The organism is Pseudomonas sp. SLBN-26 (genome assembly GCF_006715895.1).
Lineage (GTDB): Bacteria > Pseudomonadota > Gammaproteobacteria > Pseudomonadales > Pseudomonadaceae > Metapseudomonas > Metapseudomonas otitidis.
Map to the genome: position 1 here is coordinate 6,203,887 of NZ_VFOB01000001.1, position 25,652 is coordinate 6,229,538.

The 25,652-nt window shown below is 68.4% G+C and carries 27 protein-coding genes; 11 read left to right on the forward strand and 16 right to left on the reverse strand.

Translation table 11 applies throughout. The features are described from left to right. Positions 1 to 6 precede the first annotated feature (6 nt). The 3 genes from FBY21_RS28845 to FBY21_RS28855 all read left to right on the forward strand — a co-directional run bounded on the left by FBY21_RS28845 (position 7) and on the right by FBY21_RS28855 (position 4,301). Positions 7 to 441 (forward strand): MarR family transcriptional regulator, encoded by a 435-nt coding sequence (locus FBY21_RS28845; protein WP_044408832.1) that lies wholly within the window; start codon positions 7 to 9, stop codon positions 439 to 441. Further along, positions 441 to 1,844 carry a DHA2 family efflux MFS transporter permease subunit gene (locus tag FBY21_RS28850; RefSeq protein ID WP_142015976.1) on the forward strand — a complete coding sequence of 468 codons (1,404 nt, stop codon included), beginning with the start codon at positions 441 to 443 and terminating at the stop codon, positions 1,842 to 1,844. The genes FBY21_RS28845 and FBY21_RS28850 overlap by 1 nt, the downstream gene beginning before the upstream one ends. A 252-nt stretch (positions 1,845 to 2,096) precedes the next feature. After that, complete coding sequence (locus FBY21_RS28855; RefSeq protein ID WP_174244747.1) at positions 2,097 to 4,301, forward strand: FimV/HubP family polar landmark protein; 2,205 nt, start codon at positions 2,097 to 2,099, stop codon at positions 4,299 to 4,301. Positions 4,302 to 4,366: 65 nt separating this feature from the next. Here the strand turns inward: FBY21_RS28855 and FBY21_RS28860 are convergent, their stop codons facing one another. Next, on the reverse strand, positions 4,367 to 6,559 hold the full coding sequence (locus tag FBY21_RS28860) for a patatin-like phospholipase family protein (protein WP_142015980.1): 2,193 nt from the start codon (positions 6,557 to 6,559) through the stop codon (positions 4,367 to 4,369). A gap of 71 nt (positions 6,560 to 6,630) precedes the next feature. On the opposite strand from FBY21_RS28860, the gene FBY21_RS28865 reads away from it, so the two are divergent. Together FBY21_RS28865 and FBY21_RS29675 are read left to right on the forward strand one after the other, a co-directional pair. Beyond that, on the forward strand, positions 6,631 to 6,915 hold the full coding sequence (locus tag FBY21_RS28865) for a SelT/SelW/SelH family protein (RefSeq protein ID WP_044408823.1): 285 nt from the start codon (positions 6,631 to 6,633) through the stop codon (positions 6,913 to 6,915). 118 nt (positions 6,916 to 7,033) lie between these two features. Further along, a complete protein-coding gene (locus FBY21_RS29675; RefSeq protein ID WP_174244748.1) occupies positions 7,034 to 7,540 on the forward strand; it encodes a hypothetical protein in 507 nt (168 codons plus the stop codon). On the opposite strand, the gene FBY21_RS28880 is transcribed toward FBY21_RS29675, so the two are convergent. The 3 genes from FBY21_RS28880 to FBY21_RS28890 all read right to left on the reverse strand — a co-directional run bounded on the left by FBY21_RS28880 (position 7,533) and on the right by FBY21_RS28890 (position 9,590). Beyond that, entirely contained in the window at positions 7,533 to 8,420 is an 888-nt protein-coding gene (locus FBY21_RS28880; RefSeq protein WP_142015986.1) for a DMT family transporter, read from the reverse strand. The genes FBY21_RS29675 and FBY21_RS28880 overlap by 8 nt on opposite strands. After that, positions 8,417 to 8,755 carry a tRNA-binding protein gene (locus FBY21_RS28885; RefSeq protein WP_069560974.1) on the reverse strand — a complete coding sequence of 113 codons (339 nt, stop codon included), beginning with the start codon at positions 8,753 to 8,755 and terminating at the stop codon, positions 8,417 to 8,419. The genes FBY21_RS28880 and FBY21_RS28885 overlap by 4 nt, the downstream gene beginning before the upstream one ends. Positions 8,756 to 8,837: 82 nt before the next feature. Then, positions 8,838 to 9,590 carry a helix-turn-helix domain-containing protein gene (locus FBY21_RS28890; RefSeq protein ID WP_142015991.1) on the reverse strand — a complete coding sequence of 251 codons (753 nt, stop codon included), beginning with the start codon at positions 9,588 to 9,590 and terminating at the stop codon, positions 8,838 to 8,840. Between the two features lie 135 nt (positions 9,591 to 9,725). Here FBY21_RS28890 and FBY21_RS28895 point away from each other — a divergent pair, with 135 nt between their 5' ends. Next, positions 9,726 to 10,556 (forward strand): UDP-2,3-diacylglucosamine diphosphatase, encoded by an 831-nt coding sequence (locus FBY21_RS28895; protein WP_142015995.1) that lies wholly within the window; start codon positions 9,726 to 9,728, stop codon positions 10,554 to 10,556. Beyond that, positions 10,553 to 11,599, forward strand: a complete 1,047-nt coding sequence (locus FBY21_RS28900; RefSeq protein ID WP_142016000.1) for a glycosyltransferase family 4 protein — start codon at positions 10,553 to 10,555, stop codon at positions 11,597 to 11,599. The genes FBY21_RS28895 and FBY21_RS28900 overlap by 4 nt, the downstream gene beginning before the upstream one ends. A gap of 276 nt (positions 11,600 to 11,875) precedes the next feature. Here the strand turns inward: FBY21_RS28900 and FBY21_RS28905 are convergent, their stop codons facing one another. The 4 genes from FBY21_RS28905 to FBY21_RS28920 all read right to left on the reverse strand — a co-directional run bounded on the left by FBY21_RS28905 (position 11,876) and on the right by FBY21_RS28920 (position 14,800). Further along, positions 11,876 to 13,264: an adenylate/guanylate cyclase domain-containing protein gene (locus tag FBY21_RS28905; protein WP_044408805.1), complete on the reverse strand. Its 1,389-nt coding sequence runs from the start codon at positions 13,262 to 13,264 to the stop codon at positions 11,876 to 11,878. A 156-nt stretch (positions 13,265 to 13,420) separates the two neighbouring features. Next, complete coding sequence (locus FBY21_RS28910; RefSeq protein ID WP_044408802.1) at positions 13,421 to 13,738, reverse strand: Mpo1-like protein; 318 nt, start codon at positions 13,736 to 13,738, stop codon at positions 13,421 to 13,423. Between the two features lie 115 nt (positions 13,739 to 13,853). Further along, on the reverse strand, positions 13,854 to 14,516 hold the full coding sequence (locus tag FBY21_RS28915) for a class I SAM-dependent methyltransferase (RefSeq protein WP_044408799.1): 663 nt from the start codon (positions 14,514 to 14,516) through the stop codon (positions 13,854 to 13,856). Between the two features lie 74 nt (positions 14,517 to 14,590). Continuing rightward, a complete protein-coding gene (locus FBY21_RS28920; RefSeq protein WP_044408796.1) occupies positions 14,591 to 14,800 on the reverse strand; it encodes a cold-shock protein in 210 nt (69 codons plus the stop codon). Positions 14,801 to 15,181: 381 nt separating this feature from the next. Between FBY21_RS28920 and FBY21_RS28925 the strand changes: the two genes are divergently transcribed. After that, a complete protein-coding gene (locus FBY21_RS28925) occupies positions 15,182 to 16,186 on the forward strand; it encodes an AraC family transcriptional regulator (protein ID WP_074970287.1) in 1,005 nt (334 codons plus the stop codon). A 63-nt stretch (positions 16,187 to 16,249) separates the two neighbouring features. Here the strand turns inward: FBY21_RS28925 and FBY21_RS28930 are convergent, their stop codons facing one another. Both FBY21_RS28930 and FBY21_RS28935 read right to left on the reverse strand, forming a co-directional pair. Further along, complete coding sequence (locus tag FBY21_RS28930; RefSeq protein ID WP_074970289.1) at positions 16,250 to 17,704, reverse strand: TrkH family potassium uptake protein; 1,455 nt, start codon at positions 17,702 to 17,704, stop codon at positions 16,250 to 16,252. A gap of 94 nt (positions 17,705 to 17,798) precedes the next feature. After that, positions 17,799 to 19,253, reverse strand: coding sequence for a TrkH family potassium uptake protein (locus FBY21_RS28935; protein ID WP_074970291.1), 1,455 nt, complete (start codon positions 19,251 to 19,253; stop codon positions 17,799 to 17,801). A 168-nt stretch (positions 19,254 to 19,421) separates the two neighbouring features. Between FBY21_RS28935 and FBY21_RS28940 the strand changes: the two genes are divergently transcribed. Beyond that, the gene (locus FBY21_RS28940; RefSeq protein ID WP_142016004.1) at positions 19,422 to 19,979 is read left to right on the forward strand and encodes a nitroreductase family protein; all 558 of its coding nucleotides are present in this window, start codon (positions 19,422 to 19,424) and stop codon (positions 19,977 to 19,979) included. Positions 19,980 to 20,009: 30 nt separating this feature from the next. Here FBY21_RS28940 and FBY21_RS28945 read toward each other — a convergent pair whose 3' ends face one another. From FBY21_RS28945 to FBY21_RS28970, 6 genes are all read right to left on the reverse strand, one after another. Further along, a complete protein-coding gene (locus tag FBY21_RS28945) occupies positions 20,010 to 21,323 on the reverse strand; it encodes a sensor histidine kinase (protein WP_142016008.1) in 1,314 nt (437 codons plus the stop codon). Positions 21,324 to 21,393: 70 nt separating this feature from the next. Then, the gene (locus tag FBY21_RS28950; RefSeq protein ID WP_044408780.1) at positions 21,394 to 21,825 is read right to left on the reverse strand and encodes a Spy/CpxP family protein refolding chaperone; all 432 of its coding nucleotides are present in this window, start codon (positions 21,823 to 21,825) and stop codon (positions 21,394 to 21,396) included. Between the two features lie 123 nt (positions 21,826 to 21,948). Further along, a complete protein-coding gene (locus FBY21_RS28955) occupies positions 21,949 to 22,626 on the reverse strand; it encodes a response regulator transcription factor (protein ID WP_142016011.1) in 678 nt (225 codons plus the stop codon). A gap of 16 nt (positions 22,627 to 22,642) precedes the next feature. Continuing rightward, positions 22,643 to 23,080: a hypothetical protein gene (locus tag FBY21_RS28960; protein WP_142016017.1), complete on the reverse strand. Its 438-nt coding sequence runs from the start codon at positions 23,078 to 23,080 to the stop codon at positions 22,643 to 22,645. A 35-nt stretch (positions 23,081 to 23,115) separates the two neighbouring features. Beyond that, entirely contained in the window at positions 23,116 to 23,415 is a 300-nt protein-coding gene (locus FBY21_RS28965; protein WP_142016021.1) for a YciI family protein, read from the reverse strand. Positions 23,416 to 23,423: 8 nt separating this feature from the next. Continuing rightward, a complete protein-coding gene (locus tag FBY21_RS28970; protein ID WP_044408769.1) occupies positions 23,424 to 24,014 on the reverse strand; it encodes a septation protein A in 591 nt (196 codons plus the stop codon). Between the two features lie 66 nt (positions 24,015 to 24,080). On the opposite strand from FBY21_RS28970, the gene FBY21_RS28975 reads away from it, so the two are divergent. Together FBY21_RS28975 and FBY21_RS28980 are read left to right on the forward strand one after the other, a co-directional pair. Next, the gene (locus FBY21_RS28975; protein WP_142016024.1) at positions 24,081 to 24,956 is read left to right on the forward strand and encodes a PHP domain-containing protein; all 876 of its coding nucleotides are present in this window, start codon (positions 24,081 to 24,083) and stop codon (positions 24,954 to 24,956) included. Between the two features lie 13 nt (positions 24,957 to 24,969). Then, the gene (locus tag FBY21_RS28980; protein ID WP_044408763.1) at positions 24,970 to 25,605 is read left to right on the forward strand and encodes an L-threonylcarbamoyladenylate synthase; all 636 of its coding nucleotides are present in this window, start codon (positions 24,970 to 24,972) and stop codon (positions 25,603 to 25,605) included. The last annotated feature ends 47 nt before the right edge of the window (positions 25,606 to 25,652 follow it).

Consider the following 25,652-nt stretch of genomic DNA (forward strand, 5'->3'; position numbering starts at 1 on the left):
CGTTTCATGTCCCACACCGATCAACACCGCTTCGCCATGCAGCTTGCGCAGATGTCGCGGGCCTGGCGAGCGGAGATGGACCGTCGTCTGGTCGACCTAGGCCTTTCCCAAGCTCGCTGGCTGGTGCTGCTGCACCTGGCCCGCTTCGAAGAACTTCCCACCCAGCGCGAGCTGGCCAAGAGCGTCGGCGTCGAAGGCCCGACGCTGGCGCGCCTGCTCGATAGCCTCGAAGCCCAGGAGCTGGTCCAGCGCCTGGCCGTGGCCGAGGACCGCCGGGCGAAGAAGATCACCCTCTGCCCCAAGGCCAGGCCGCTGATCGAGAAGATCGAGTCGATCTCCAGCCAGCTGCGCCGTGAGGTCTTCACCGGCATCGACGAGGACGAGCTGCGTCGTTGCCAGCAGGTGCACGCGAAGATCCTGGCCAACCTGGAACGGCGCTGATGTCGCAGGACCTCGAGGCCCTGCACACCCGCTACGGTTCCCGCTATCCCCACTGGCTGCTGGCGCTGCTGATGGTCGGTAGCATGGCGATGATCCTCGCCTCCACCAGCATCAACGTGGCCTTGCCGACCCTGATGGCGGAGTTCGCCATCGGCCGGCCCATGGCCCAGTGGCTGGCCACGGGCTTTCTCGCTGCGATGACCGCCGGGCTCCTGCTCTCGGCCTGGGCCCAGGCCCGGCTTGGCGCGCGGCGTACCGTCCAGCTCGGCATCGGGCTGTTCATCCTCGCCTCGCTGCTCGCGTTGCTGGCCCAGGCGGCCTGGCAACTCATCGCACTGCGCATTGTCCAGGGCGCCTGTGCCGGGGTCATCCAGCCTCTGGCGATGGTGCTGATCTTCCGCGTGTTCGCTGATGGCGGGCGCGGCATGGCCCTGGGCAGCTACGGCCTGGGGGTGATGGTGGCGCCGACCCTCGGCCCCACCATCGGTGGCTACCTGATCGACCAGTTCGGCTGGCAGGCCGTGTTCTGGCTGCCGCTGCCCATGTGCGTGGCGGCGCTGGTTGGCGCGCAATGGCTGATGCCCAGCGACCGCAACCGGCAGACGCCGGGCGTGGACCTGCTGGCCTTCGGCTTCCTTTGTGTGGCGCTGTTCGCCCTGCTCGGCGCCCTGGCCGAGGCCCAGCGCTTCGGCTGGCTGGCACCGTCGTGCTGGGTACCCGGGCTGCTGGGGATCGCGGCAGTCGGCGGATTTGCCTGGCGCAGCCGGGTGTCGACCCGGCCGCTGTTGCCGATGCGCCTGTGGCGTCATGTCGCGTTCCGCAAGGCCAGCTGGGTGGCCCTGGCATTGGGCCTCGGGCTGTACGGCTCCACCTACCTGATCCCGCTCTACCTGCAGACCGTCGATGGCTACAGCGCCGGCCGTGCCGGGCTGCTCCTGTTGCCCACCGGGGTGGTGCTGGGGCTGGCGTCGTTCGCCGGTGGCTGGCTGAGTGATCGGCTGTCGGCCGCCGCGTTGCTGGTGGGCGGCCTGCTGGTGTTCGCCCTGTCCTGCTTCGGCCTGGGGCTGGTGGGGGAGGGGGCGAGCTTCCTGGTGCTGTGCTTCTGGGCCTGCGTCGGCCGTCTCGGCCTGGGCCTGCTGCTGCCGGCCCTGAGCACTGGCTCGCTGGACGTGCTGAGCGCCGAGGAACTGGCCCAGGGCGCCGGCGCCATCACCTTCGTGCGCCAGCTGGGCGGCGCATTCGGGGTCAACCTGGTGACCTTCTTCCTCGAGTGGCGGCACCTGGCAGGCGGCGGTGATCACGCGGCCAATGCCTGGGCCTTCCAGCAGACCTTTTGGCTGGTAACGCTGCTTTTCCTGCTGGCGATCTGGCCCGCCCTGGGCGTGCGCGCGACAAAAGCCTGACGAAGCCGCTATAACCGCCCAGCGGTTGTGTGAATTCCGTCACTTTCATGACGAAAATCCAGTAAGATTCGTCCGTAATGGCCCGATGCCTTTACTTAGGGCGTTTCGGGAAATTGCATCCATACTAGTTTCAGCCGGGTTACACAGGGATCGGCCCGACATCACATCGTTCAATGCCAACGCCCGCTTTGGCCATTCCATGGATCGTGGAGTCGTCGTGGCGTTCGAGCCGGCATGACCGGGGGAGGGCTCATGGCTCGAGTCAACAAGTTCCTGGTGGCGCTCGCCTCGGGACCGCTGCTTTATTCAGGCCTGGCGTCGGCGCTGGGCCTGGGCGACATCACCCTGCATTCCGCGCTCAACCAGCCGCTGGAGGCGGACATCGAGCTGCTGGACCTGGGCGACCTGGGGGAAAGCGACATCAAGGTCAGCCTGGCGCCGAACGAGGTGTTCGAGCGCTCGGGGGTCGAGCGCTTCATCTTCCTCAACGACCTGCGTTTCAGCCCGATGATCCGTGGCAGCCGGGGCCATATCCGCGTGGCGTCGAGCAAGCCGGTGCGCGAGCCCTACCTGAATTTCATCGTCGAAGTGGCGCGTCCCAACGGCCGCCTGCTGCGCGAGTACACCCTGCTGCTGGACCCGCCGGAGTCCTCGGCCTACCGACCGGTGGCTGCGCCCCTGGCGGATGCCCGTACCGCCAGCGCCCGGCCGACCCAGGCAGTGCCGGCCGCGCCCCGCGAGGCGCCCCCGGCCACCCAGGGCAAGCGCTACACCGTGGCCCGTGGCGACAGCCTCTGGGGCATCGCCCAGCGCCTGAGCGCCGGCAGTGGCATGAGCACGGCGCAGATGATGAACGGCATCCACGCTCTCAACGCCGCGGCCTTCGCCAATGGTGATCCGAACCGCCTGAGCGTCGGCCAGAGCCTGCTGCTGCCGGATGCCGCGCGTGCCGAGCCGGCTGCGCCGGTGGCCCCGGTGTCCGCCCCCGACAGCCTGCGCCTGTCCGAGCCCGATGCCCCGGTCGCGCCCAATGCCCCGGCTCCCCACGAGCTGCCACAGCAGCTGGCCGAAGTGCAGCGTCGCGTCGACACCGAACTGGCCAACAGCGAGAGCGAGCGCCTGCAGCTGCGCCAGGACATCGCCGACCTGCAGCTGAAGCTGGAATCGCTGCAGCAACTGATGGCGGAAAAGGATGCCCAGCTGGCGAGCCTGAAAGGGGCCCTCCAGCAGGGCGCCGTTGCGCAGCCTCCGGCCGAGCCCGTCGCACCCGCTGCCACCACCGATACGCCACCCGCCGAGCAACCGGCTGCACAGCCCCAGGCCGAAGCGGCTCCGGCGCCGGCCCAGCCGAGCGCAGTGCCCAGCGTCGAGCCCGAGGACACCGGCCTGTTCACCTGGCCCAACAGCCTGCTGTTCCTCGGCGTGCCGGCCATCCTGCTGGCGCTTCTGCTGCTGGTCGCGCGTCGGCGCAAGCCCGCGCCTGACGACACGCCGGCCGAGCCGGTGATCGTCCCGGCAACGGAGCAGCAGCGTCCCCGCGCCACCGTCACTCCGCTGGTGCGCCCGGCTGCGCCTGCCGTCGCCACCCCGGTGGAGGCCCCCGTCGCCCCGGCGGCCCGGGTCGAAGCCCCGCTGTCGGCACCCCGCCCGTCCAGCGATTCCCTGGACGGCGCGAACATCTACATCGCCTACGGGCGCTTCCGCGATGCCGAGTCGGCGCTGCGCACCGCCATCGTCCAGGAGCCGCGTCGCACCGACCTGCGCCTGCGCCTGCTGGAGGTGCTGGGCGAGCTGGGCGAGTCCGCCGCGTTCGCCAGCGAGGCGCACACCCTGGCCGAGATGGGCATGGAGCCGGCGCGCATCGATGCGATCAAGGCGCGCTACCCCGCTGTCGATGTGCCGTCCGAGGCGGCGCCGATGCTGGAGGAGACCACCTTCATCCTCAACGAGACGCCCCTGGTCGACGAGGCGCCCAGCGCCCCGCGCGACGGCCTGGACGACGAGTTCACCGACGAGTTCCAGCTCAACCTCGCCGACCTGCCCCTGGATGCCGATTGGGACAGCCTCAGCCCGTTCAAGCCCGATGCGCCCAAGGGCCGTGCGGTGCGTGATGCCGAAAGCACGGCGAAGGCACCGGAGCCGGTGGTGGACCCGTCGTTCAAGAGCAACCTCCACGAGTTGCCCGAAGTGTTCGAGCTGGACCACCTGGGCGAACCGGAAGAAGCCGAGCCGCTGCCCCTGGCCGAGGCCGACGAGGAACTGGTGTTCGACCTGGGCGACGACGACCTGGATCACCTGGCCGCGCGCCAGGAGAACATCATGCGGCTCAACCTGGCCCTGGCCTACATCGACCAGGGCGATATGGAAAGCGCCTGCAACATCCTCAACGAGGTCATCGACCAGGGCGACGAGGAGCAGAAGCAGGAAGCCCGCGAGCTGCTCGCGCGGATCGCCTGATCACGCCCCACCTCCAACCGGCGCCCCAGGGCGCCGGTTTTCTTTGCGCTGTCGTCAGCCCTGGCTCAGAACGTCCGCCCCAGGTTGAGGTAGAGCGCCCGTTCGGCGGCGTCGTTGAGGCCGTAGCTGAAGTCCAGCGGCCCCAGGGGCGTGTCGAAGCTGACGAACAGGCTACCGGCGTTGATGTAGCCGCTGTCGAAGCTGTTGTCGCGGTTCCACGCGCGCCCGCGCTCCAGGCTGGCGCCCACGTAGAAGGGAAAGTCCAGCGGCAGGAACGAGCGCTGGGTCATGCGCCGGTAGTAGATCGCCCGCGCCAGGCTGATGTTCTGCCCGGCCACCGAGTTCTCGCGGAAGCCCGACAGCTGGCGCGCACCGCCCAGCTGGAAGCTGGAGAGCACCACTTCGGTGCTGTCCAGGGTGCGCCCGTAGCGGCCGCCCAGCACCAGGGTGTCGGGGCCCCGGGTGAAGGCCTTGTCCAGGCTGAGTTCCCACTGCCGGTAGCGGTCGTCGGCGCCCAGGCTGGGGTCGAACTGGCGCACGGTGAGCTTGATGTCCTCCCCGCTGTGGGGGTAGTCGACGTTGTCCAGGGTGTCGAAGGAGTACTTCGCCTCGTAGTAGCCGTTGCTGAAGCTGAAGCTGGGCAGGCGCCGGTCACCGATGCGCACGTCGGCCTCACCCCATTCCTGGCCGATGCCGAGGCGCAGTTCGCCGTTGTTGGCGATCTGCCGGCCCAGGTTGAAGCCGTAGCCGTAACGCTGCAGGCGGTATTCGGCGATGGGGTCGTTGTCCAGCGCGGCTTCGATGTTCTGCGCCGAGGCCGCCAGGTAAGGCGCGACGAAGTAGCGCGAGCCGTAGTCCAGCGGCTGGTAGAACTCGCTGTAGAGCACCTGCTCGCTGCCGATCTGGGCCCGGGTCAGCCATTCGGCGCCCAGGTCATTGAGGCCGTTCACCCGGTAGCTGGCGCCGAGGTTGTAGGTGCCGCCGCCGCGCATGTCGTCGGAGAGGTTCAGGCCCAGGCGCAGGTAGTCGGTGCCGTTGCGCTTGCCCCGGGCACTGATCACCAGGGTGTTGCCGTCCTTGTGCTTGACCACGCGGTAATGCACCTGCTCGAAGTAGTCGAGGCCGTAGAGGGTGCCCATGTCGGCCTGCAGGCGCGCGAGGTCCAGGGGCTCGCCGAGCTCCTGGCGGATCTGCCGGCGGATCACCTCGTCGCCCACCTTGGAGTCGTTCTCCACCTGGATGCGGGTGATCACCGGGCGTCGCTCTCCCGGTTGGCGCGCCTGCACCAGTTCCGCGTCCTGGCCGGGGCGGGTATCCCGGCGCAGCGTCGCCAGGCGGGCCTGGAGGATGGTGGCGGCCCGGTAGCCGGCGTCGATCACTTCGCGGGCGTGGCTGAAGTCGGTGGCGCTGTAGCCGGCCAGGGGCGGCTGCACAAGGATGTCGTCGGGGCCGAGGGTGGCGAGCTGCGCCTCGGAGTTGCGCCGGGTCATCAGCGTCACCGACTGGTTGAGCACGTCCACCACGGTGGTCAGCTCCTTGCGGCTGCGCAGGGGCGTGCCGATGTCGACGGTGATCACCCGGTCCACGCCCATCTCCCGCGCCACGTCCACCGGGATGTTGTCCACCATGCCGCCGTCCACCAGCAGGCGCCCGTCCACTTCCACCGGGGCGAACACCGCCGGGATCGACATGCTGGCGCGTATGGCCTGGGGCAGGTGGCCCTTGCGGAACACCACCTTCTCGCCGGTGGAGATGTCGGTGGCCACGGCGCGGAAGGGGATCCCCAGGCGGTCGAAGTCCCGGGTGTCGCTGGTGTGCACCAGCAGGCTTTCCAGCAGCAGCGCGAGGTTCTGGCCCTGGATCACGCCGAGCGGCAGGCCCAGGCTGCCGTCGTCGCGGAAGCTGAGCTTCTGCTTCACCAGGAAGTCGCGGTCGTCCTGCTTGCGGCGGAAGGGCACGTCCTCCCGCGCGGGGGCGTCGGAGAGGGCCTGGCGCCAGTCCAGGGTCAGCGCCAGCTTCTCCAGCTCCTCCACGCTGTAGCCGGAGGCATAGAGCCCGCCGATCACCGCGCCCATGCTGGTGCCGGCGATGGCATCGATGTGGATGCCCTGCTCCTCCAGCGCCTTGAGCACGCCGATGTGGGCCATCCCGCGGGCGGCGCCGCCGGAGAGCACCAGGCCGACGCGGGGCCGTGCGGCATCGGCCACGGCGCAGCAGGTGGTGAGCAGGAGGGTGAGGGCGAGGAGCACGCGGCGCATAACGCTTCCCTGGTCAGGCGGGGGAAAAAGGCCGCTATTATAGGCGCCCGCCCGACTGCCCCGAGCCTGAAATGAGCGCTGCCAAGCCCGAGATCGTCATCACCTATTGCACCCAGTGCCAGTGGCTGCTGCGTGCCGCCTGGCTGGCCCAGGAGCTGCTCAGCACCTTCTCCGACGACCTCGGCCGGGTGGCGCTGGAGCCCGGCACCGGTGGCGTGTTCCGCATCACCTGCGATGGCGTGGAGATCTGGGAGCGCAAGGCCGACGGCGGCTTCCCCGAGGCCAAGGTGCTCAAGCAGCGGGTCCGCGACCGCATCGACCCGGCCCGTGACCTGGGCCACAACGACCGCCCCTGAGCGGCGTGTATCAGAACGTTTACCGCCCCTTTACACAGCACTGACCACGTATCGACCGGCCGCGGCGAATAATTCGCCCGTGGCCGCCGTATGCGGCTGTCCTGCGATGAGGTGAGCGATGTCGGTGAAACGAAGCCTGGTCCTGGCGCTTGTGGCGCTGGGTCTGTCCACCCAGGTACTGGCCGGTCCGCCCGGCCCGGGCGGTCCCGGTGGGCCGGGGCCTGGCGGCCATGGCTGGGGCAATTGGGGGCCAGGCCCGGGAGGCGGCCATGGCCACGGGCTGCCGGACGGAGCCCGCGAACTGTGGATCGGCAGCATGCTGTACTTCGTTGCCGCCGGTTCCTACTACCTGTGGAATAGCACGGCACAACGCTACGAGGTGGTCGCCCCGCCGCCCACGGTGCAGGGCAACAGCGTGGCCAGCTACGAAGTGATCGCCTACCCGGCCAACGGCCAGAGCGTCGACCAGCAGGGCCGTGATCGCTACGAGTGCCACGGCTGGGCCGTCGGCCAGAGTGGCTTCGACCCCGCAACCGCGACGCGCCCGGTGGGCGCCGAGGCCACCGAGCGCTACCGCCGGGCCCTGGGCGCCTGCCTGGCCGGGCGCGGCTACAGCGTCAACTGACCTGGCGTTGCCCGGCTGCGCCGTCCACCGGCGGTGCAGCCCGGGCGGGCAGGGCGATGGCGGCGATGATCAGCACGCCGCCCACCAGCATCCGCAGGGACGGCTCCTCGCTGAACAGCCACCAGGCGAAGGCGATGCCGTAGACCGGCTCCAGGGCGAAGATCACCGCCGTGGTCCGTGCCTTGAGCACCTTCAGGCTGGCCACGAACAGGCTGTGGGCGAGGCCGGTGCAGAGCACGCCGAGCAGGGCGATCCACAGCCAGTCCAGCGCGCGGGGCTCGGCGAGGCTCGGCCACACCGGCAACACCAGCAGCCCGACGATGGTGAGGTTCTGCCAGAGCGCGGCGTGCACCGGGTCCAGCCCCCGGGTGGTGGCGCGGTTGAGCAGCGACAGCAGGGCGAACAGCAAGCCGGAGAGCACGGCGGCGATCAGCCCCTGGGTGGCATCGCTGGCCAGATCGAACTCCGGCGTCACCAGCACCAGGCCGACGCTCACCAGGGCCACCACCAGCACTTCGCGCAGGTGGATGCGTTCGCGGAACAGCAACGCCTCCAGCAACAGGGTGAAGGCCGGGAAGCTGGCGAAGCCGAGGGTGGCGATGGCCACGCCGCCGACCTTCACCGCCTGGAAGAACAGCACCCAGTGCCCGCCCAGCAGCAGGCCGCCCAGCAGCAGCGCGGGTAGCTGGCGCCGCCCCGGCCGTGCGCCGCGGTCACCGCCGACGAAGCGGGCGAACAGTGCCAGGGCGAGGACGGCGAACGCCGCGCGACCGAAGGTGATCACCGTCGGCGAGGTTTCCGCCAGCTTGCCGAAGATGCCGGAGAGGCCGAACAGCAGCGCGCCCAGGTGGATGGCGAGCAGGGCGTTGCGCGGCGTCATGCCAGGCGTGCGCCGTTGGGCAGGGGCTTGTCGAAGCTGGCCAGCACCACCTTCCCCTCGGCGTCATAGACGCCGGTGACCAGCACCTCGGAGCGGATCCCGGCGACGCGTTTGGGGGCGAAGTTGCAGACGCACAGCACCTGCCGGCCCACCAGGTCTTCGGCGGCGTAGTGGGCGGTGAGCTGGGCGCTGGAGGTCTTCAGGCCCAGTTCGCCCAGGTCCACCTCCAGCACGTAGGCGGGCTTGATGGCCTTGGGATTGGGCTGGGCAGAGCGGATGGTGCCGACGCGCAGGTCGACGTTCAGGAAGTCTTCCCATTCGATGGTGGTGGTCATGCTGATCCCCAGTGGAACGATGGCGGCAGTCTAGAGGCTCGTGCCGCCGATGTCTGTCGCGGGGCTCGCGGGCTTTGTCGCGCTACTCGCGCTGGCGGCGCAGGGCGCGGGGCGTGGTGCCGAGGCCACGGGAGAGGGCGGCGGTGAAGGCGCTCTGGGAGCTGTAGCCGACCCGCGCGGCGATCTCGCCCACCGGCAGGTTGCTCTCCAGCAGCAGGCGACGCCCCTGCAGCAGGCGGCGGGTGCGCAGGTAGTCCATGGGCGTCTGCCCGGTGGCATCGAGGAAGCGGCGGTGGAAGCGCGCCACCGAGAGCCCGCAGAGGCGCGCCAGGTCGGCGACCTGCAGCGGGCGGTCGAGGTGGCTGTCGAGGTGGGCATCCAGGGCTGCGAGGGGCAGTTCGCCGGGTGCCTCGCATGCGCCGTTGGGTGCCACCAGGCTGGCCAGCAGCAGGCCGACGCCCTGGTTGGCGATCACCGCGTCGTTGATCGGGCTGGCGGCCAGCCAGCCCACCAGCTGGCTCTGGTTCGGGTCCAGGCGCAGGGCGCCGGGGCGCTCCAGCAGGCGCCGGCCGGCGTCGTAGTGATGACCGAGGGTGTGCTTCAGCCAGGCATCGTCGGGCACGTCCAGCACCAGGCACAGGCTGCCGCGCGGGCTGCCGCAGGCGTGGTGCTCGCCAGGCGGGACCACCGCCAGCTGCTGGCGCTCGACGCGGGTGCCCAGGCTGCCCACTTCGAAATCCAGGCTGCCGCTGAGGCCGAACACCAGCTGGGCGTGGTCGTGGCTGTGGGCGAGCAGGTCGTGGGTGTAGCGGCGCAGGTTCAGCATGGGCTTCATGGGGCGGTCCTCGGCGAGGCGGCCAGTCTACCTGCTGGCGCTGGCGGCCGCAGTGTCATCGTTTTGCAGCCTGCCGGTCACCTGCACTTCACCACCTCCGCGCAAGATCCGGGAAAAGCCGCTGGAGGCCACACGATGAGCAGTGTCGAACGCCTGGAGCCGGTTGACCCGGCACGCCCCCGCAAGCAGCGGGTGAGAACCCTGTGGATCTCCGACGTGCACCTGGGCACGCGGGACTGCCAGGCCGAGCACCTGGCGCGCTTCCTCAAGCGCCACCACGCCGACCGCATCTACCTGGTGGGCGACATCATCGATGGCTGGAAGCTGCGCGGCGGCATCTACTGGCCCCAGGCGCACACCAACGTGATCCGCCGACTGCTGACCATGAGCAAGCGCGGCACCGAGGTGATCTATGTCACCGGCAACCACGACGAGTTCCTGCGCCGCTACTCCAGCCTGATGCTCGGCAACATCCAGCTGGTGGACGAGGCGATCCACGAGACCGCCGATGGCCGCCGCCTGCTGGTGATCCACGGTGACCAGTTCGATGTGATCACCCGCTACCACAAGTGGCTGGCCTTCCTCGGCGACTCGGCCTACGAGTTCACCCTGACCCTCAACCGCTGGCTCAACCACTGGCGCGAGCGCTGGGGCTACGGCTACTGGTCGCTGTCGGCCTTCCTCAAGCACAAGGTGAAGAGCGCGGTGAACTTCATCAGCGACTTCGAGGAGTCCATCGCCCACGAGTGCGTCAAGCGCGGGCTGGACGGTGCGGTGTGTGGCCACATCCACCACGCCGAGATCCGTCGGGTGGGGGAGGTGGAGTACATGAACTGCGGTGACTGGGTGGAGTCCTGCACGGCGCTGATCGAGCACTGGGACGGCACCATCGAGCTCTACCGCCTGGCCGAGGACCAGGCGCGCCAGGCCGAGGTCCGGGCGCCGGCCCTCGAGTCCGCTGCATGAGGATCCTCATCGTCAGTGATGCCTGGGCACCCCAGGTCAATGGCGTGGTCACCAGCCTGCAGGCATTGGTGGCCGAACTGCGCGGGCTCGGCCACCTGGTCAAGCTGCTGTCGCCGCGGGACTTCCGCGCCGTGCCCTGTCCCACCTACCCGGAGATTCCGCTGGTGTGGGACCTGTGGCGGGTGGGGGCGGCGATCCGCGACTTCCGCCCGGACTGCGTGCACCTCGCCACCGAGGGGCCGCTGGGCTGGGCGGCACGGCGCTGGCTGGTGAAGCGCGGCCTGGCTTTTTCCAGCGCGGTGCATACGCGCTTTCCCGAATACGTCCACACCCGCTGGCGGCAGGTGCCGCTGGCCTGGGGCTACGCGGTGCTGCGGGCTTTCCACCGGCCCAGCCAGACGGTGCTGGTGACCACCGAGCGTTTGCGCGAGGAGCTGGGCGGCCACGGGCTGACGCGGCTTTCGCTGTGGCGCAAGGGCGTGGACACGGCACGTTTCCATCCCCGGCCGGAGATGCCCAGGCCGCTGCGCCCGGTGTTCCTCTACGTCGGCCGCATTGCCCCGGAGAAGAACCTGCGGGCCTTCCTCGACCTGGACCTGCCCGGCGAGAAGTGGCTGGTGGGGGATGGCCCCCAGCGTGCTGAGCTGGAGGCGGCCTATCCCCAGGCGCGCTTCCTCGGCTACCGCCATGGCGAGGCGCTGGCCGAGGCCTATGTGTCGGCCAGCGTGCTGGTGTTCCCCTCGCGTACCGACACCTATGGACTGGTGATGCTGGAGGCGCTGGCCTGCGGCACGCCGGTGGCGGCCTTCCCCGTGCCGGGACCGCTGGACGTGCTGGAGGCGGGCGTCACCGGGGTGATGGATGAGGACCTGGAAGGCGCCTGCCTGCGGGCGCTGGAGCTGGACCGTGGTGTCTGCGCCGAGCGAGCGGCGCGGCTGTCCTGGCGGGCGTCGGCGCTGGAGTTCCTGGCCCGGCAGCCGCTGCTGGACGGTGAGCTGTGCGGCGAGGCCGTGGCGCAGCCCGGGGTTCAGGGTGCGTCGTAGCGGGGCGTGTGCCGTGCTGGCGAGGGTTGATCGCGAATGAATTCGCTCCCACCGGGTGTTGCCAGGTGGGTTGGGACAATCCCGGCCGCTACGTACGGGGCATCGATGCGGTTCGCTGAGCTCACCGCATCCTACGGAACAGCCCTGTGTGCCTTGGTCACTGGATGCGTGGGAGTGGTTGCTACCGCGAATCCACGATGGCTGATCGCGAACGAATTGGCCGGGCGGCGCCATGAAAAAGGCCGCCCTGGGGCGGCCTTCGGGTGACTGTTTCGGTCAGAGGATGACCTTGTCGCGCAACTTCTCGGCGGCGGCCTGCAGGGCCTGGATGACCTTTTCCTTGTCGTAGTTCTGGATGCCGTTGGTGTCCAGGTACATGGAGAACCCCGGCAGCTCGTGCTCGACGTAGCTGGAGGTGGCGCCCAGGTCGCGGCGGAAGTCGACCACCTGGTAGATCTGCACCGGGCGGGCGAAGCCCTTGACGCTGATCTGGCCCTTGTCGCGGCACATGATCACGTCCTTCACCAGCGAGTAGGTCTCGTGGGAGATGAGGATCTCGCCGGCTTCGGAGGCGCTTTCAAGGCGGCTGGCGAGGTTCACGTCGCGGCCGATGATGGTGTAGTCCATGCGCGTGTCGGCGCCGAAGTTGCCCACGGTGCAGTAGCCGGTGTTCAGGCCCATGCGGATTTCCAGGGGTTTGGTGATGCCCTGGGCCCGCCACTGCTGGCGCAGCACCTTCATGTGCTTGCGCATGGCGATGGCCATGGACACGGCGGCCACGGCGTCCTTCTTGGCGCCCTGGGTGGTGGGGTCGCCGAAGAACACCATGACGCAGTCGCCGACGAACTTGTCGATGGTGCCGCCGTACTTGAGGGCGATCTTCGACATTTCGTTGAGGTAGTTGTTGAGCAGGTCGGTCAGGGCCTCGGCTTCCAGCTCCTCGGACAGCTCGGTGAAGCCCTTGATGTCGGAGAAGAACACGGTGAGCTTCTTGCGCTGGGTCTCCAGGCGCACGTGGCGCTTGCCGCTGAAGATCATTTCCCAGACCTGGGGTGACAGGTATTTGGCGAGGTTGCGGGCCAGGCGCGCGGCCTTTTCCTGCTCCTGCTTGATCTCGCTGCGCGCCAGCGCCAGGCGCAGGCCCTGCTGGTGCACGAAGAAGGCGGTGATGCAGACGTAGAGCGTGGTGAAGCAGATGCTGACGAAGGCCACCAGCGTGGGGGTGCCGGTCTTCAGGTCGGGGTGGGCGACCACGGTGGTCAGCACCGTGCCGCTGGCGGCTACCAGCAGCGCCAGGCCGAGGTGGCGCAGGCCGCCGACGATCAGCGCGCTGAAGGCGAGCGTCAGCATGAACATCAGGCTGGGCACGGTGGAGAACCCCAGCAAGGCAGCGCCGGAGCCTGCGTGCAGGGCGTCGAGGAACAGCAGCACCAGGTGCGTCTTCTCCGGGTGCTCGCGCTTGAAGCGCAGGCTCAGGTGGTGGGCCAGGTGCGGGTAGAGCAGGGCGTAGGGGACCATCCACAGCACGTCGAAGCCGAAGTGCTGGGTGTAGCTGCCGGCGGCGATGGTGGCAGCGGTGGCGATGTACGCCAGGACCCGGGAGTAGTACTCGCGCAGGGGTAACGTCGGAAGACTGCTAGGCCGATCGGTGGAGGCTGACTTCATTGGCGCGACGATCCCTGATGGTTTTCTGGCACTCGCTGGAGTGCCCGCCAGCCTGCAAGACCTGAGCCAGCATGGCGGGTGCGGATCATAACCAAGTGCCAGCATGGCGGCCAAGCGGGGCCGCCGAACGGCGGGGGGATCGGGGTGGTCGGCAGCCTAGAAGCGGATGCGGCCGGTGAAGGCGTCCTTGAGCATCACCCAGTCGCCCATCAGGCTGTACAGCGGGTACTTGAAGGTGGCCGGGCGGTTCTTTTCGAAGACGAAGTGGCCGACCCAGGCGAAGCCGTAGCCGGCCAGTGGCATGGCCAGCAGCCAAAGCCACTGCTGGGTGGCCAGGGCGTAGCCGAGGATGGCCAGTACCAGCAGGCTGCCGACGTAGTGCAGGCGGCGGCAGACGTCGTTGCTGTGCTCTTGCAGGTAGTAGGGGTAGAACTCGGCGAAGCTGTTGAAACGCTCGGCGGGCAGGCTGCTCATGGCGGGCTCCTTCTTGTTGTGTGCCGGGGAGTGTAGGTGGGGCGGCTCCCCCGGCCAGTGACAATGAGTGCCAGTTTAGTATCCCGTTGCGCCCACCTGGCCGCGCCTCGCCGGCTCAGGCGCGGGCGGCGTCCCGGCTGTAGTGCAGGTAGGAGCCCCTGAACCGTTCGCCATTGGCCAGCAGGCAGTCCGCCTGGGAGATGACCATGTCGTAGCCGAGCTCGGCCATCTCGTCATGGAAGGGCTGGGTGTCCTGCCGGTTGGGGTCGACCAGCAGCACTTCGACCGAGCGTGCCGAATGCCGGTCGATGAAGTCGGCCAGGTCTTCCTGGTTGTCGTCGTCGTAGAGCAGGTCGCTGCCGATGATCAGGTCGAACTGGCCGAAGCTGTCGGCGCCGGCCCAGTCGCAGGTTTCGTAGCGCATGGGGGGCAGGTCGTTGAGGCGCAGGTTCTCGGCGAGGAAGGTGGGGATCAGCGGGTGGATGTCGCTGGCGGTCATGTCGCCGCCCCGCTGGTGGCCCACCAGGCTGGCCAGACCCAGGCCGGCGCCCACTTCCAGTACCCGCAGCCCGGTGAGGTCGCGTCGCGCAACCATCTGCGCAAGGACTTCGCCCGCTGGCCACACCTGCCCGAACAGTGCCCAGGTGCTCTCGGTGATGCCGAGGCTGGCGGCTTCGCCTGCGGGGTCATGAAACTGTTCGGCGTCCAGCAGCGACTGCATGTGGAAGTCGCGGCCGCCCACCCGGAAGGTGGTGGTCTTGATCAGATAGCCCGGCATGTCGGTGTGCTCGCTGGAAAATGGGGAGGCAAAAAAAAGCCCCGGAAAACCGGGGCTTTCTTCGAGAGGGGGTCTTAGACCACCTGGACCTGCTCGGCCTGCAGGCCTTTCGGGCCCTTGGCGACCAGGAAGCTCACCTTCTGACCTTCAGCGAGGGACTTGAAGCCGGTGCTTTCGATCGAGCGGTAGTGAACGAAGACGTCCGGACCTTCCTGGGGGGTGATGAAGCCGAAGCCTTTTTCATCGTTGAACCATTTGACGGTGCCGAGTTGACGATTGGACATGATGTATCTCCAGGGAAATAAAAGGGGCATCGACGCCGGATTGTCCGGGCCGAGACTGAGAACGAAAGCGAAGTAAGCCGAGGAGATGGAAAGATGGGAATCGTTACATCAGGTCAGAAATCGCAATGACACGTTGCATCCAGTGGCGACACCATACACCCATTGTGGAAATAACCCAGGTTTATTTTGTGGAATCACTCGGCAGGGTGCCGCTGGAATGCCTGGAGGCCCCGTCTGGCAAGGCTTTCAGGGCATCCTGCTTTTTGTCGATTGGTAGCCCGGAAAGCCGGGCGTGCCGAACCTGACAAACCCGGGCCGGGGTGAGTATCCTTCCCCGCCGGGCCCTGTCGGGCCTTTCTCCCACCCGAACAAGAAGGCGCCATGAGCGAACGTACCACTTCCTCCAGCTGGGCCCTGGGGATCGTGCAAGCCCTGGAAATGGGCGGGGTCGATTGCCGCCGCCTGTTCCCCGAACTGGGGCTCGACTACGACGCACTCTCCGACCCGGACGCGCGCTTCCCCCAGGACGGCATGACCCGCCTGTGGCTGCGGGCTGTGGAGCTGTCGGGCAACCCGGCCATAGGGTTGAACATGGCCAAGGTGGTACGGCCGGCCTCTTTCCATGTGGTGGGCTACGCGTTGATGTCCAGCCGCACGCTGAACGAGGGCTTCGCCCGCCTGGTGCGTTACCAGCGGATCATCGCCGAGGGGGCGGACCTGAGCTTCCGACCGACCCCGGAGGGCTATGAATTGCGGCTGGCGATCCACGGTGATCGACTGCCCCCGGCGCGGCAGAGTGCGGAAGCGTCGATGGCCTACTGCCTGGCCTTCTGCCGCTGGATGACCGGGCGCGCCATCAACCCGCTGGAGATCCGCTTCCAGGGGCCGGCCCCGGCGGACGTGGAGCCCTATCGGCAGGTATTCCAGGCGCCCCTGCGCTTCGGTGCCGAGCACTATGCGCTGCGCTTCAGCCGGGCCGACATGGACACGCCGCTGCCCACTGCCAACGAATCCCTCGCGCAACTGCATGACCGCTTTGCCGGGGAGTACCTGGCGCGCTTCACCGGCAGCCGGGTCACCCACCTGGCCCGCCAGGTGCTCTGCCGCCTGCTGCCTCAGGGCGAACCCAAGCGCGAGGTGGTGGCCAGCGCCTTGCACCTGTCCCAGCGCACCCTGCAGCGGCGCTTGCAGGAGGAGGGCACCAGCTTCCAGCAACTGCTCGACGACACCCGCCGCGAGCTGGCCGAGCAGTACCTGGCGCAGCCGAACCTGACCCTGCTGGAGATCGCCTACCTGCTGGGTTTTGCCGATCCGAGCAATTTCTTCCGCGCCTTCCGCCGCTGGTTCGACGCCACGCCAGGCGAGTACCGCGCCCGCCTGCAATGACGCTCAAGGGCTGCCGGGGCGCGTAGGGGCGACTTCAGTCGCCCATCGCCCCCTCGCGCCGGTTCAATGCCTCCAGAAGTACGGCGTGCAGATCACCAGCACGGTGATGATCTCCAGCCGCCCCAGCAGCATGCCCAGCGACAGCAGCCACTTGGAGCCGTCGGGCAGGGTGGAGAAGTTGCCCGCCGGGCCGATCACCTCGCCCAGGCCCGGGCCGACACCGGAGACGGTGCTGGCCGCGCCGGTGAGGGCGGTGATCCAGTCCAGCCCCTGCAACGACAGGCCCAGGGCGATCACGCAGATGGTGATGGTGAAGAAGAACGAGAAGGTGAGGATCGAGCGCACGATCTCCTCGTCCAGGCGGTGGCCGTTGTACTTCTGCTTGATCACCGCGCGGGGGTGGATGAGCTGGTACAGGTTGGCCTTGAGCAGGATGTAGGCCACCTGGAAGCGGAAGATCTTTACCCCGCCGGCGGTGGAGCCGGAGCAGCCGCCGATGAAGCCCAGGTAGAAGAACAGCATCAGCGAGAAGTTGCCCCACAGGCTGTAGTCGCCGAGGGCGAAGCCGGTGGTGGTGAGGATCGAGGTGGTGTTCACCGCCACGTGGCGCAGGGCGTCCAGCCAGTGCAGGTCGGTGGTGGCCCAGTACCAGGTGCCCAGTACCAGCCAGATCGCCAGCAGCAGGCCGATGAAACCGCGCACCTGGGCATCGCGGAACAGCGCCTTGCGGTTGCCCCGCAGGGTGGCGACGTAGAGGGCGAAGGGCAGGCTGCCGAGGATCATCACCACCACCGCCACCCAGTGCACCGCCGGCTGCTGCCACTTGGCCAGGGACTGGTCGGAGGTGGAGAAACCGCCGGTGGAGATGGCCGACATGGCGTGGTTGACCGCATCGAAGGCGCTCATCCCGGCCAGCCAGAACGCCAGGGTGCCCAGCAGGGTGAAGCCGACGTACACCGCGACGATGTACTTGGCCACCATGTGCGAGCGCGGCATGACTTTCTCCGAGCGGTCGGAGGATTCGGTCTGGAACAGGCGCATGCCGCCGATGCGCAGCAGCGGCAGGATCGCCACCGCCATGCCGATGAAGCCGATGCCGCCGAGCCAGTGCAGTAGCGAACGCCAGATGAGGATGCCCTGGGACATGCTGTCCAGCCCGCTGAGCACCGTGGCGCCGGTGGCGGTGATGCCGGACATGCTCTCGAAGAAGGCATCGGTGTAGCTGATGTGCTGGGTGAGCAGGAAGGGCAGGGCGGCGAAGATGCCCACCACCACCCAGCTGGAAACCGTCAGCAGGTACATGTCCCGGGGACGCAGGTGCGCCTGCTCCGGGCGCCCGGGAATCACCAGGCCGAGGCCGGTGATGAAGGTGGCCAGGCTCGACCAGACGAAGGCGTGGATGTCCTGCGGGCGGTCATAGGCGATCACGGTCATGACCGGGATGACCATGCTGATCGCCAGGGTGATCAGGAAGATGCCGATGATGAAGCCTATCAGGCGCAGGGTCGGCAAAGCCATGGGGCGTGCTCGGTCCGGGTGAATGAGGGCGCCATTCTAGCGACGTGCCGCTGCCTGTCCACGGGCGCCTGATTCAGGTGTAGTCGATCCGTGCTCAGTGTTTCCAGAAACCCCGGGTGAACAGCACCAGCACGGTGAGGATCTCCAGGCGGCCCAGCAGCATGCCGATGGTCAGCAGCCACTTGGCCGCGTCCGGCAGGGTGGAGAAGTTGCCCACCGGGCCGATGATCGGCCCCAGGCCCGGCCCCACGTTGCACACGGCAGTGGCGGCGCCGGTGAGGGCGGTGGTCCAGTCGACGCCGATCAGGCACAGGCCGAGGGCGATCACGCCGATGGTGACGGTGAAGAAGAAGGAGAAGGTGATCAGCGAGCGGACGATTTCCTCGTCGATGTTGTGCCCGTTGTACTTCTGCCGGATCACCGCGCGGGGGTGCACCAGTTGCTTGAGGTTGGTGCGCAGCATCACCAGCGCCACCTGGAAGCGGAAGATCTTCAGCCCGCCGGCGGTGGAGCCGGAGCAGCCGCCGACGAAGGTCAGGTAGAAGAACAGCATCACCGAGAAGCTGCCCCACAGCGTGTAGTCGCCCAGGGCGACGCCGGTGGTGGTGACCACCGAGGTGACGTTGACCGCGACGATGCGGAAGGCGTCCGGCCAGCTGTAGTCCGAGTTCAGCCACAGCCAGGTGCCGAAGAACAGCCAGGTCGCTACCAGGAAGCCGACGAAGCCGCGCACCTGGTGGTCCTTCACCAGCGCCTTGCGGTGGCCCCGCAGAGTGGCGACGTAGAGGGTGAAGGGCAGGCTGCCGGCCATCATCACCACCACCGCGACCCAGTGCACGGCCGGCTGCTTCCAGTTGGCGATGGAGTTGTCCGAGGTGGAGAAGCCGCCGGTGGAGATCAGCGACATGGCGTGGTTGACCGCCTCGAAGGGGGTCATGCCGGCGAGCCAGAAGGCCAGGGTGCCGAGCAGGGTGAGGGCGACGTACACCACCAGGATGTACTTGGCCACCATGTGCGAACGCGGCATGACCTTCTCGCCCCAGTCCGAGGACTCCGTCTGGAACAGGCGCATGCCGCCGATGCGCAGCAGCGGCAGGATCGCCACCGCCATGCCGATGAAGCCGATACCGCCCAGCCAGTGCAGCATCGAACGCCACAGCAGCAGGCCCGGCGAGGCATGGTCGAGCCCGGTGATGACGGTGGAGCCGGTGGTGGTGATGCCCGACATGGTCTCGAAGAAGGCGTCGGTGTAGCTGATGTGCTGGATCAGCACCATCGGCAGCGCGGCGAAGATGCACACCACCACCCAGCTGGCGGTGGTGAGCATGTACATGTCCCGTGGGCGCATGTGCAGGTGTTCCGGGCGCCCCGGTGCCACCAGGGCCAGGCCGACGATGAAGGTGATCAGGCTCGACCAGCTGAATGCGCCGATGTCATCGGTCCGGTCGAACGCCAGCACGGCCAGCATCGGCACCACCATGCTCACGGCCAGCGTGATGAGGAAAAGGCCGATGATGAAGCCGATGGTGCGCAGCGTGGACAGGGCCATGGGGGATCCGGGCGAGAACGGGAGCGCGGCATTCTACTGGGCTGTTTCACCGCTGTGAAACGCTCCGCACCAGCGGCTTTCACAGGGCACCGCGGCGTTCACGCGCTGCCCTTGGGTGGCCGGGGTTATCGGCTAGAATGCCGGCTTCCCGAAATCAGGAGGTGGCCGATGGAGGCTCTCGACGCTCTGCTCAACCGTGTATCCCTGGCCCGGCTGCAGGAGCCCGCACCGGATGCGGCCCAGCGTGACTACCTGTTCCGCGCCGCCCTGCGTTCGCCGGACCATGGCTACCTGCGCCCCTGGCGCTTCCTCACCATCGAGGGCGGCGCCCGCGAGAAGCTCGGCGAGCTGTTCGCCTCTGCCTTGCTGGCCAAGGACCCGGCGGCCCCCGAGGCGGCGCTGACCAAGGCCCGGGGCATGCCGCTGCGTGCGCCCTTGCTGGTGGTGGTGGTGGCGCGCCTGCAGGCCGGCCACAAGGTGCCCGAGTCGGAGCAGTTGCTGTCGGCCGGCTGTGCGGCCCACGGCATCCTGCTGGCGGCCCATGCGCAGGGCCTGGGCGCCATCTGGCGTACCGGCGACATGGCCTACGACCGCACCGTGGCCCAGGGGCTGGGCCTGGCGGACAACGAACAGGTGGTCGGCTTCCTCTACCTCGGCAGTGTCGAGGGCGAGCGCCGCGCAGCGCCGGACCTGGCGCCGGCGGACTTCGTCAGCACCTGGGGCTGATCAGCCGCCCGTTGAAAACGTGGCAGCCGATCAGGCGGTCGGCAGCGACAGGGTGGCGATGAAGCCGCCCTGTGGGTGATTGGCCAGGGTCAGGCTGCCGCCGTGGCGCTCCACGGCGCGACGGGCGATGGCCAGGCCCAGGCCATGCCCGGCGCCACTCTGGTTCGGCGCACGGAAGAAGGGCTCGCCCAGTTGGGCCAGGTGATCGGCGGCGACCCCGGGGCCTTGGTCGCGCACGCTGATCGTCACGTGCTGTGGTAATGCCTTCACCTCGATGTCCACCGGTTGCCCGGCCGGGCTGAAGCGCAGCGCGTTGCGCAGCAGGTTGTCCAGCGCACGTTCCAGCATGTCCGGCCAGCCCTGCAGGTGCGGTTCGCCTTCGCAGCGGATGCGCACCTCCTGCTCGGGCGCCAGCAGCCGGGCGTCTTCCCTGAGCTTTTCCAGTATCGGCCGCAGGACGATGGGGTGGCGTGCGCCCGGCTCGGCGTCGAGGCGGGCAAGGGCGAGGATCTCGCTGATCAGCGCCTCCAGCCGGTCGCATTCCTGGGCCAGCCGTGGCCAGAGTCCTTCACGCTCCGCCGCCGGCGCCCGTTCGGCCAGGGCCAGGGCCACCCGCAGGCGGGCCAGGGGTGAGCGCAGTTCGTGGGAAACATCGCGCAGCAGCTGCCGCTGGCTGCCGATGAGCCCCTGGAGGCGCTGGCCCATGCGGTTGAAGTCACCGGCCAGCACGCCCAGTTCGTCCCGCCGCCGTGCCAGCCGGGCCAGGCTGTCCTGCTGGTAGGCGGTCTGCCCCAGGTCGTGCACGGCGCTGCGCAGGCGGCCAAGGGGGCGGGTAATGGAGAGGGTCAGCATCAGGCTGAACAGCGTCAGCACCACCAGGGCGATGCCCAGGGCGCTGAGGGGCCAGAGCAGGCTGCCACGGTGCCAGGCCTCCAGTTCCGGGAAGGGGATGCGGTAGATCAGCAGGAAGTTCTCGCCACTGCGGGGGCTGGTGTATTCCTCGGTGATGCGTCGCCACGGCAGGTGGCCGTCGTGCTGGCGCGCTTCGAACGCGGCGGCGCGGGGCGGGAAGGTGCCGCGCACCACGGGCTGGCCGTTGTCGTTGAGGATCTGCACGTCGATGCGGGCGCGGCGCTTGAACTGTTCGAGGAAGCGCTGGGCCTCGCCACGGCCGTTGACCTCGTAGCGCTGCACCAGGCTCTCCGCCAGGCCCTGCAGGGCCGGGTGGCGGCTGAGGATCCAGGCGTCCTGGTTCAGCGCACGGCCGAGCAGCAGGGAGAGGCCGGCTACCAGGGCCAGGGCCAGCCAGAAGGCGCCGAGGATGCGCCAGAACAGTGAACGCACGGGGTGCTCCTTTCAACGACGAAACCCACCCGGTGGAAGCCGGGTGGGTTCGATGACCGGTTCAGGTCGGTTACTGGGCCTTCTGGGCGCGCTGGGCTTTCCAGGCCTCGAATTCGGCGCGCTCGGCGCGGCGTTCGTCCATCTTCTTCACTTCGGCGTCGAAGTCCTTCTGCTGCTCCGGGGTCAGCAGGGCGCGGATGTCGGCGCGGTTCTTGTCTTCGCTGGCCTTGATCTCGGCCTCCATGGCCTTGCGTTCCGCCTCGGGCAGCTTGTCCAGGTACTTGCGGGTGATGTCCTGGCGGGCCTTCATGCTTTCGCCCATCAGCTTGCCCACCTTCTGGCGCTGCTCGCGGGTCAGGTCCAGCTCCTTGAAGAGGTGCGGGCCACCGTGGCCACCAGGGCCGCCGAAGCCCGGCTCGCCACGCGGGCCGCCTTCGGGCATGGCCATGGCGACGGTGGGCAGGGCGGCTGCGAACAGCAGGGCGGCGATAGTCTTGCGCATGGTCTGTCTCCTTGTCTCTTGAACCGGCCGGTTGCCGGATGAGCCCAGTCTAGGGAGCGCAAGGTCAAGGGCGGTCAGCCCTGGGTAAAGCTTGGGTAAAGGATCGTGCAGGCGGGGCGCAGGTCAGACGGCGTAGTAGTAGCCCCGGCTGCGCAGGGCGACGATGCGCGGGCGGCCGTCGGCGTGGGGGCCGAGCTTCTTGCGCAGGTTGCTGACGTGCATGTCCAGGCTGCGGTCGTACAGGGTCAGCTTGCGGCCCAGGGCCATTTGCGCCAGCTCCTGCTTGTCCAGCGGTTCGCCAGGCTGGCGCAGCAGGGCTTCCAGCAGACGGCCTTCGGAGAGGGTGAGGCTGACCTCGTGTCCGCCCACGCTGACCACGCCGCGAATCGGGCTGTAGCACAGGTCGCCCAGCTCCAGCTGGCTGGACTGCGAGGGCCCCTGGCTGCGCCGCAGCACGGCGCGCAGGCGGGCGGTCAGCTCGCGGGGGTCGCAGGGCTTGGCCAGGTAGTCGTCGGCGCCCAGCTCCAGGCCGAGGATGCGGTCCAGGGGTTCGCCCCGGGCCGACAGCATCACCACGGGCAGCTCGGGGTGGTCGTTGCGCAATTGCTTGAGCAGCTCCAGCCCGCTGCCGTCGGGCAGCATCACGTCCAGCACCACGGCGGCGGGGGTGTGGCCTGCCAGCGCGGCGCGTGCGGAGATGCCGTCGTGGCACGCCCGGGCGCTGAAGCCTTCCTGGGAGAGCCAGCTGATCAGCAGCTCGCAGAGCTCCTGGTCATCATCGATAAGCAGCAGTTCGCTCATGTCGCGGGGGTCGTCTTCAGTTGATCCATTGGCGCGGCTGGCGGCGGCCGCCACGCAGCAGGGCGCCGGCGAGCAAGGAAAACAGGCAGGCACCGCCGCCCACGGCGAACCACATCTGTTCCTCGCTGACGAGGGGCGGATTGCGGTTGGCCTGGGCTTCACGCAGCTGCAGCTTGAGGCGCTGGTTTTCCTGGCGCAGGCGAGTCAGTCGCGCGCCATCCTGCTCGCTGGCGTTGCCACGGTCGGCCAACTGGGCGGCCAGGGCCTCCCGTTGCCGCTCGCTCTCGGCCAGGCGCTGAGTCAGTTGGGCAAGCTCCGCCGCTAGCGGGTTCACCGCGGGCGCCGGCTCCACTGCCGGAGCAAGCGGTGGAGTGGAGGGCACAGGCTCTTCGGCATGGGCCAGGGCGGCGGACAGGGCGAAGGCGAACAGCAGGGGCAGCGGAACCTGGCGCATGAGCGGATTCCTTGGGGCTGGCGGCAACGCCGCGATCAGGGGAATACCTGCTTGAACGGCTTGACCACCACCTGGCCGTAGACGCCGGCGAGGCGGAAGGGATCGGCCTCGGCCCAGGTCTGTGCGGCGCTCAGGGATTCGAACTCGGCGACCACCAGGCTGCCGGTGAAGCCGGCGCTGCCCGGGTCGTTGCTGTCCACCGCCGGGTGGGGGCCGGCCAGCACCAGGCGGCCTTCTGCCTTGAGCTGCTCCAGGCGGGCGAGGTGGGCGGGGCGGGAAGCAATGCGCTTCTCCAGGGAGTCGGCAACGTCGGTGGAAATGATCGCGTAGAGCATGGGAGTCCTTATTCTTGCGGTTTGTCCGGTTCGGAATCATGCATATGACGAGCCAGGAAGATGCCCTGGCCCACCAGGAACAATAGCGTCATGCCCAGGCTGCCGAAGACCTTGAAGTCCACCCAGATGGACTGGAAGGTGAAGGCCACGAACAGGTTGGCGAAGCCACAGACCAGGAAGAACACGATCCAGGCCAGGTTCAGGCGCACCCAGATCGGCTGCGGCAGGCTCACGGCATGGCCCATGATCCGCTGGATCAGCGGGCGGTCGCCGATGAAGTGGCTGGCAGCGAAGCCCAGGGCGAACAGCCAGTTGACCACCGGTGCCTTCCACTTGAGGAAGGTCTCGCTGTGGAAGGCCAGGGTCAGGCCGCCGAACACCAGGCAGGCCACCAGGGTCAGCCACTGGCCTTTCTCCAGGCGGCGCTGGCTGATGAACAGCGCGCCGTAGACGACCACGGAAGTGGCGATGAGCACGGCGGTGGCACTGAAGATGCCGCCCAGCATGACGCTGTGGCCGGCGAGTTCGATGGCGCGGGGTTCGAGCTTGTAGACGATGAAGAAGAGAACGAGGGGGATGAAGTCGATGAATTGTTTCACGGCGGCAGCCAGAAGCGGGATGTGGCGGCATAATAACAAACCATTTCTCCAGCGAAAGCGCGCCTCATGCACATCGATCTGCACTGCCACAGCACAGCCTCCGACGGCGCCCTGGCGCCCGCCGCGCTGGTGGCGCGAGCCCACGAACGGGGTGTCCGGGTGCTGGCGCTGACCGATCACGACACCCTCGAAGGGCTGCCGGAGGCTCGCGCGGCCGCCGCTCGTCTGGGCATGCAGCTGATCAACGGCGTGGAGCTGTCCTGCACCTGGGGTGGGGCGACCATCCATGTGCTTGGCTACGGCTTCCGCGACGATGCGCCAGCGCTTGCCGCCGCCATCGCGGACCTGCACCACGGGCGCTGGGCCCGCGCCGAGGAGATCGACCGGCGGCTGGCAGCCAAGGGCATGCCGGGCGCCCTGGAGGGGGCTCGGGCCATCCAGCGCGAGCTGGGCGACAGCGGCAATGCGCCGGCCCGCCCGCACTTCGCCGAGTTCCTGGTGCGCGCCGGACATGTCCGCGACCGTGCCGAAGCGTTTCGCAAGTGGCTGGGGGCCGGCAAACTCGGCGATGTGAAGCAGCACTGGCCGAGCCTGGCGGACGCGGTCTCGACCCTGCGGGCTGCCGGGGCGTGGATCAGCCTGGCGCATCCCTACCACTACGACTTCACTAGAACCAAGCGACGCAAGCTGGTTGCGGATTTCATCGGTGCTGGCGGCCACGCCATCGAAGTGGTCAACGGCATGCAACCGGCGGATCAGGTGGGGACGCTGACCATCCTGGCCCGCGAGTTCGGGCTGCTGGTTTCCGCCGGCAGCGACTTCCACGCTCCAGGCGACTGGTCGGAGCTGGGCATGTACCGACCGATTCCAGAGGACCTGCCGCCCCTCGCGGCACGTTTTGACCATGCACCCAGCCTCGGCAGCCTCAGCACGGCACATTGAACAGGGAGCCAACGTGAGCCAGTTCTTCCAGGTCCACCCGGAAAATCCGCAGGTCCGCCTGATCAAGCAGGCGGTGGAGATCGTCCGGGGCGGCGGCGTGATCGTCTACCCGACCGACTCCTCCTACGCCATCGGCTGTGCCATCGGCGAGAAGTCGGCGGTGGAGCGCATCCGTCGCCTGCGCCGACTGGACGACAAGCACAACTTCACCCTGGTCTGCCGCGACCTCTCCGAGCTCGGGCTGTTCGCCAAGGTCGACACGGCGGCGTTCCGCCTGCTCAAGGCCCACACGCCCGGCCCCTACACCTTCATCCTCAACGCCACCCGCGAGGTGCCGAGGATGCTGATGCACCCGAAACGCCGCACCATCGGCCTGCGGGTGCCGGACCACCCCATCGCCCTGGCATTGCTGGCCGAACTGGGTGCGCCGCTGATGAGCGCGTCGCTCATCCTCCCCGGTGAGGCCCAGCCCATGAGCGACCCCTACGAGATGCGCCAGATGCTGGAGCACCACGTGGACCTGATCATCGACGGCGGCTACGGCGGCGTCGAAGCGTCCACCGTGGTGGACCTGTCCGAAGGCGAGCCGAGCATCTTCCGCGTCGGCTGTGGCGACCCCACTCCGTTCCTGGCGGACGCCGGCGCGTGAGCGGCGAGCCGACGGGCGTCGACCCTCAGGCCGGCGCCCAGCAGGAG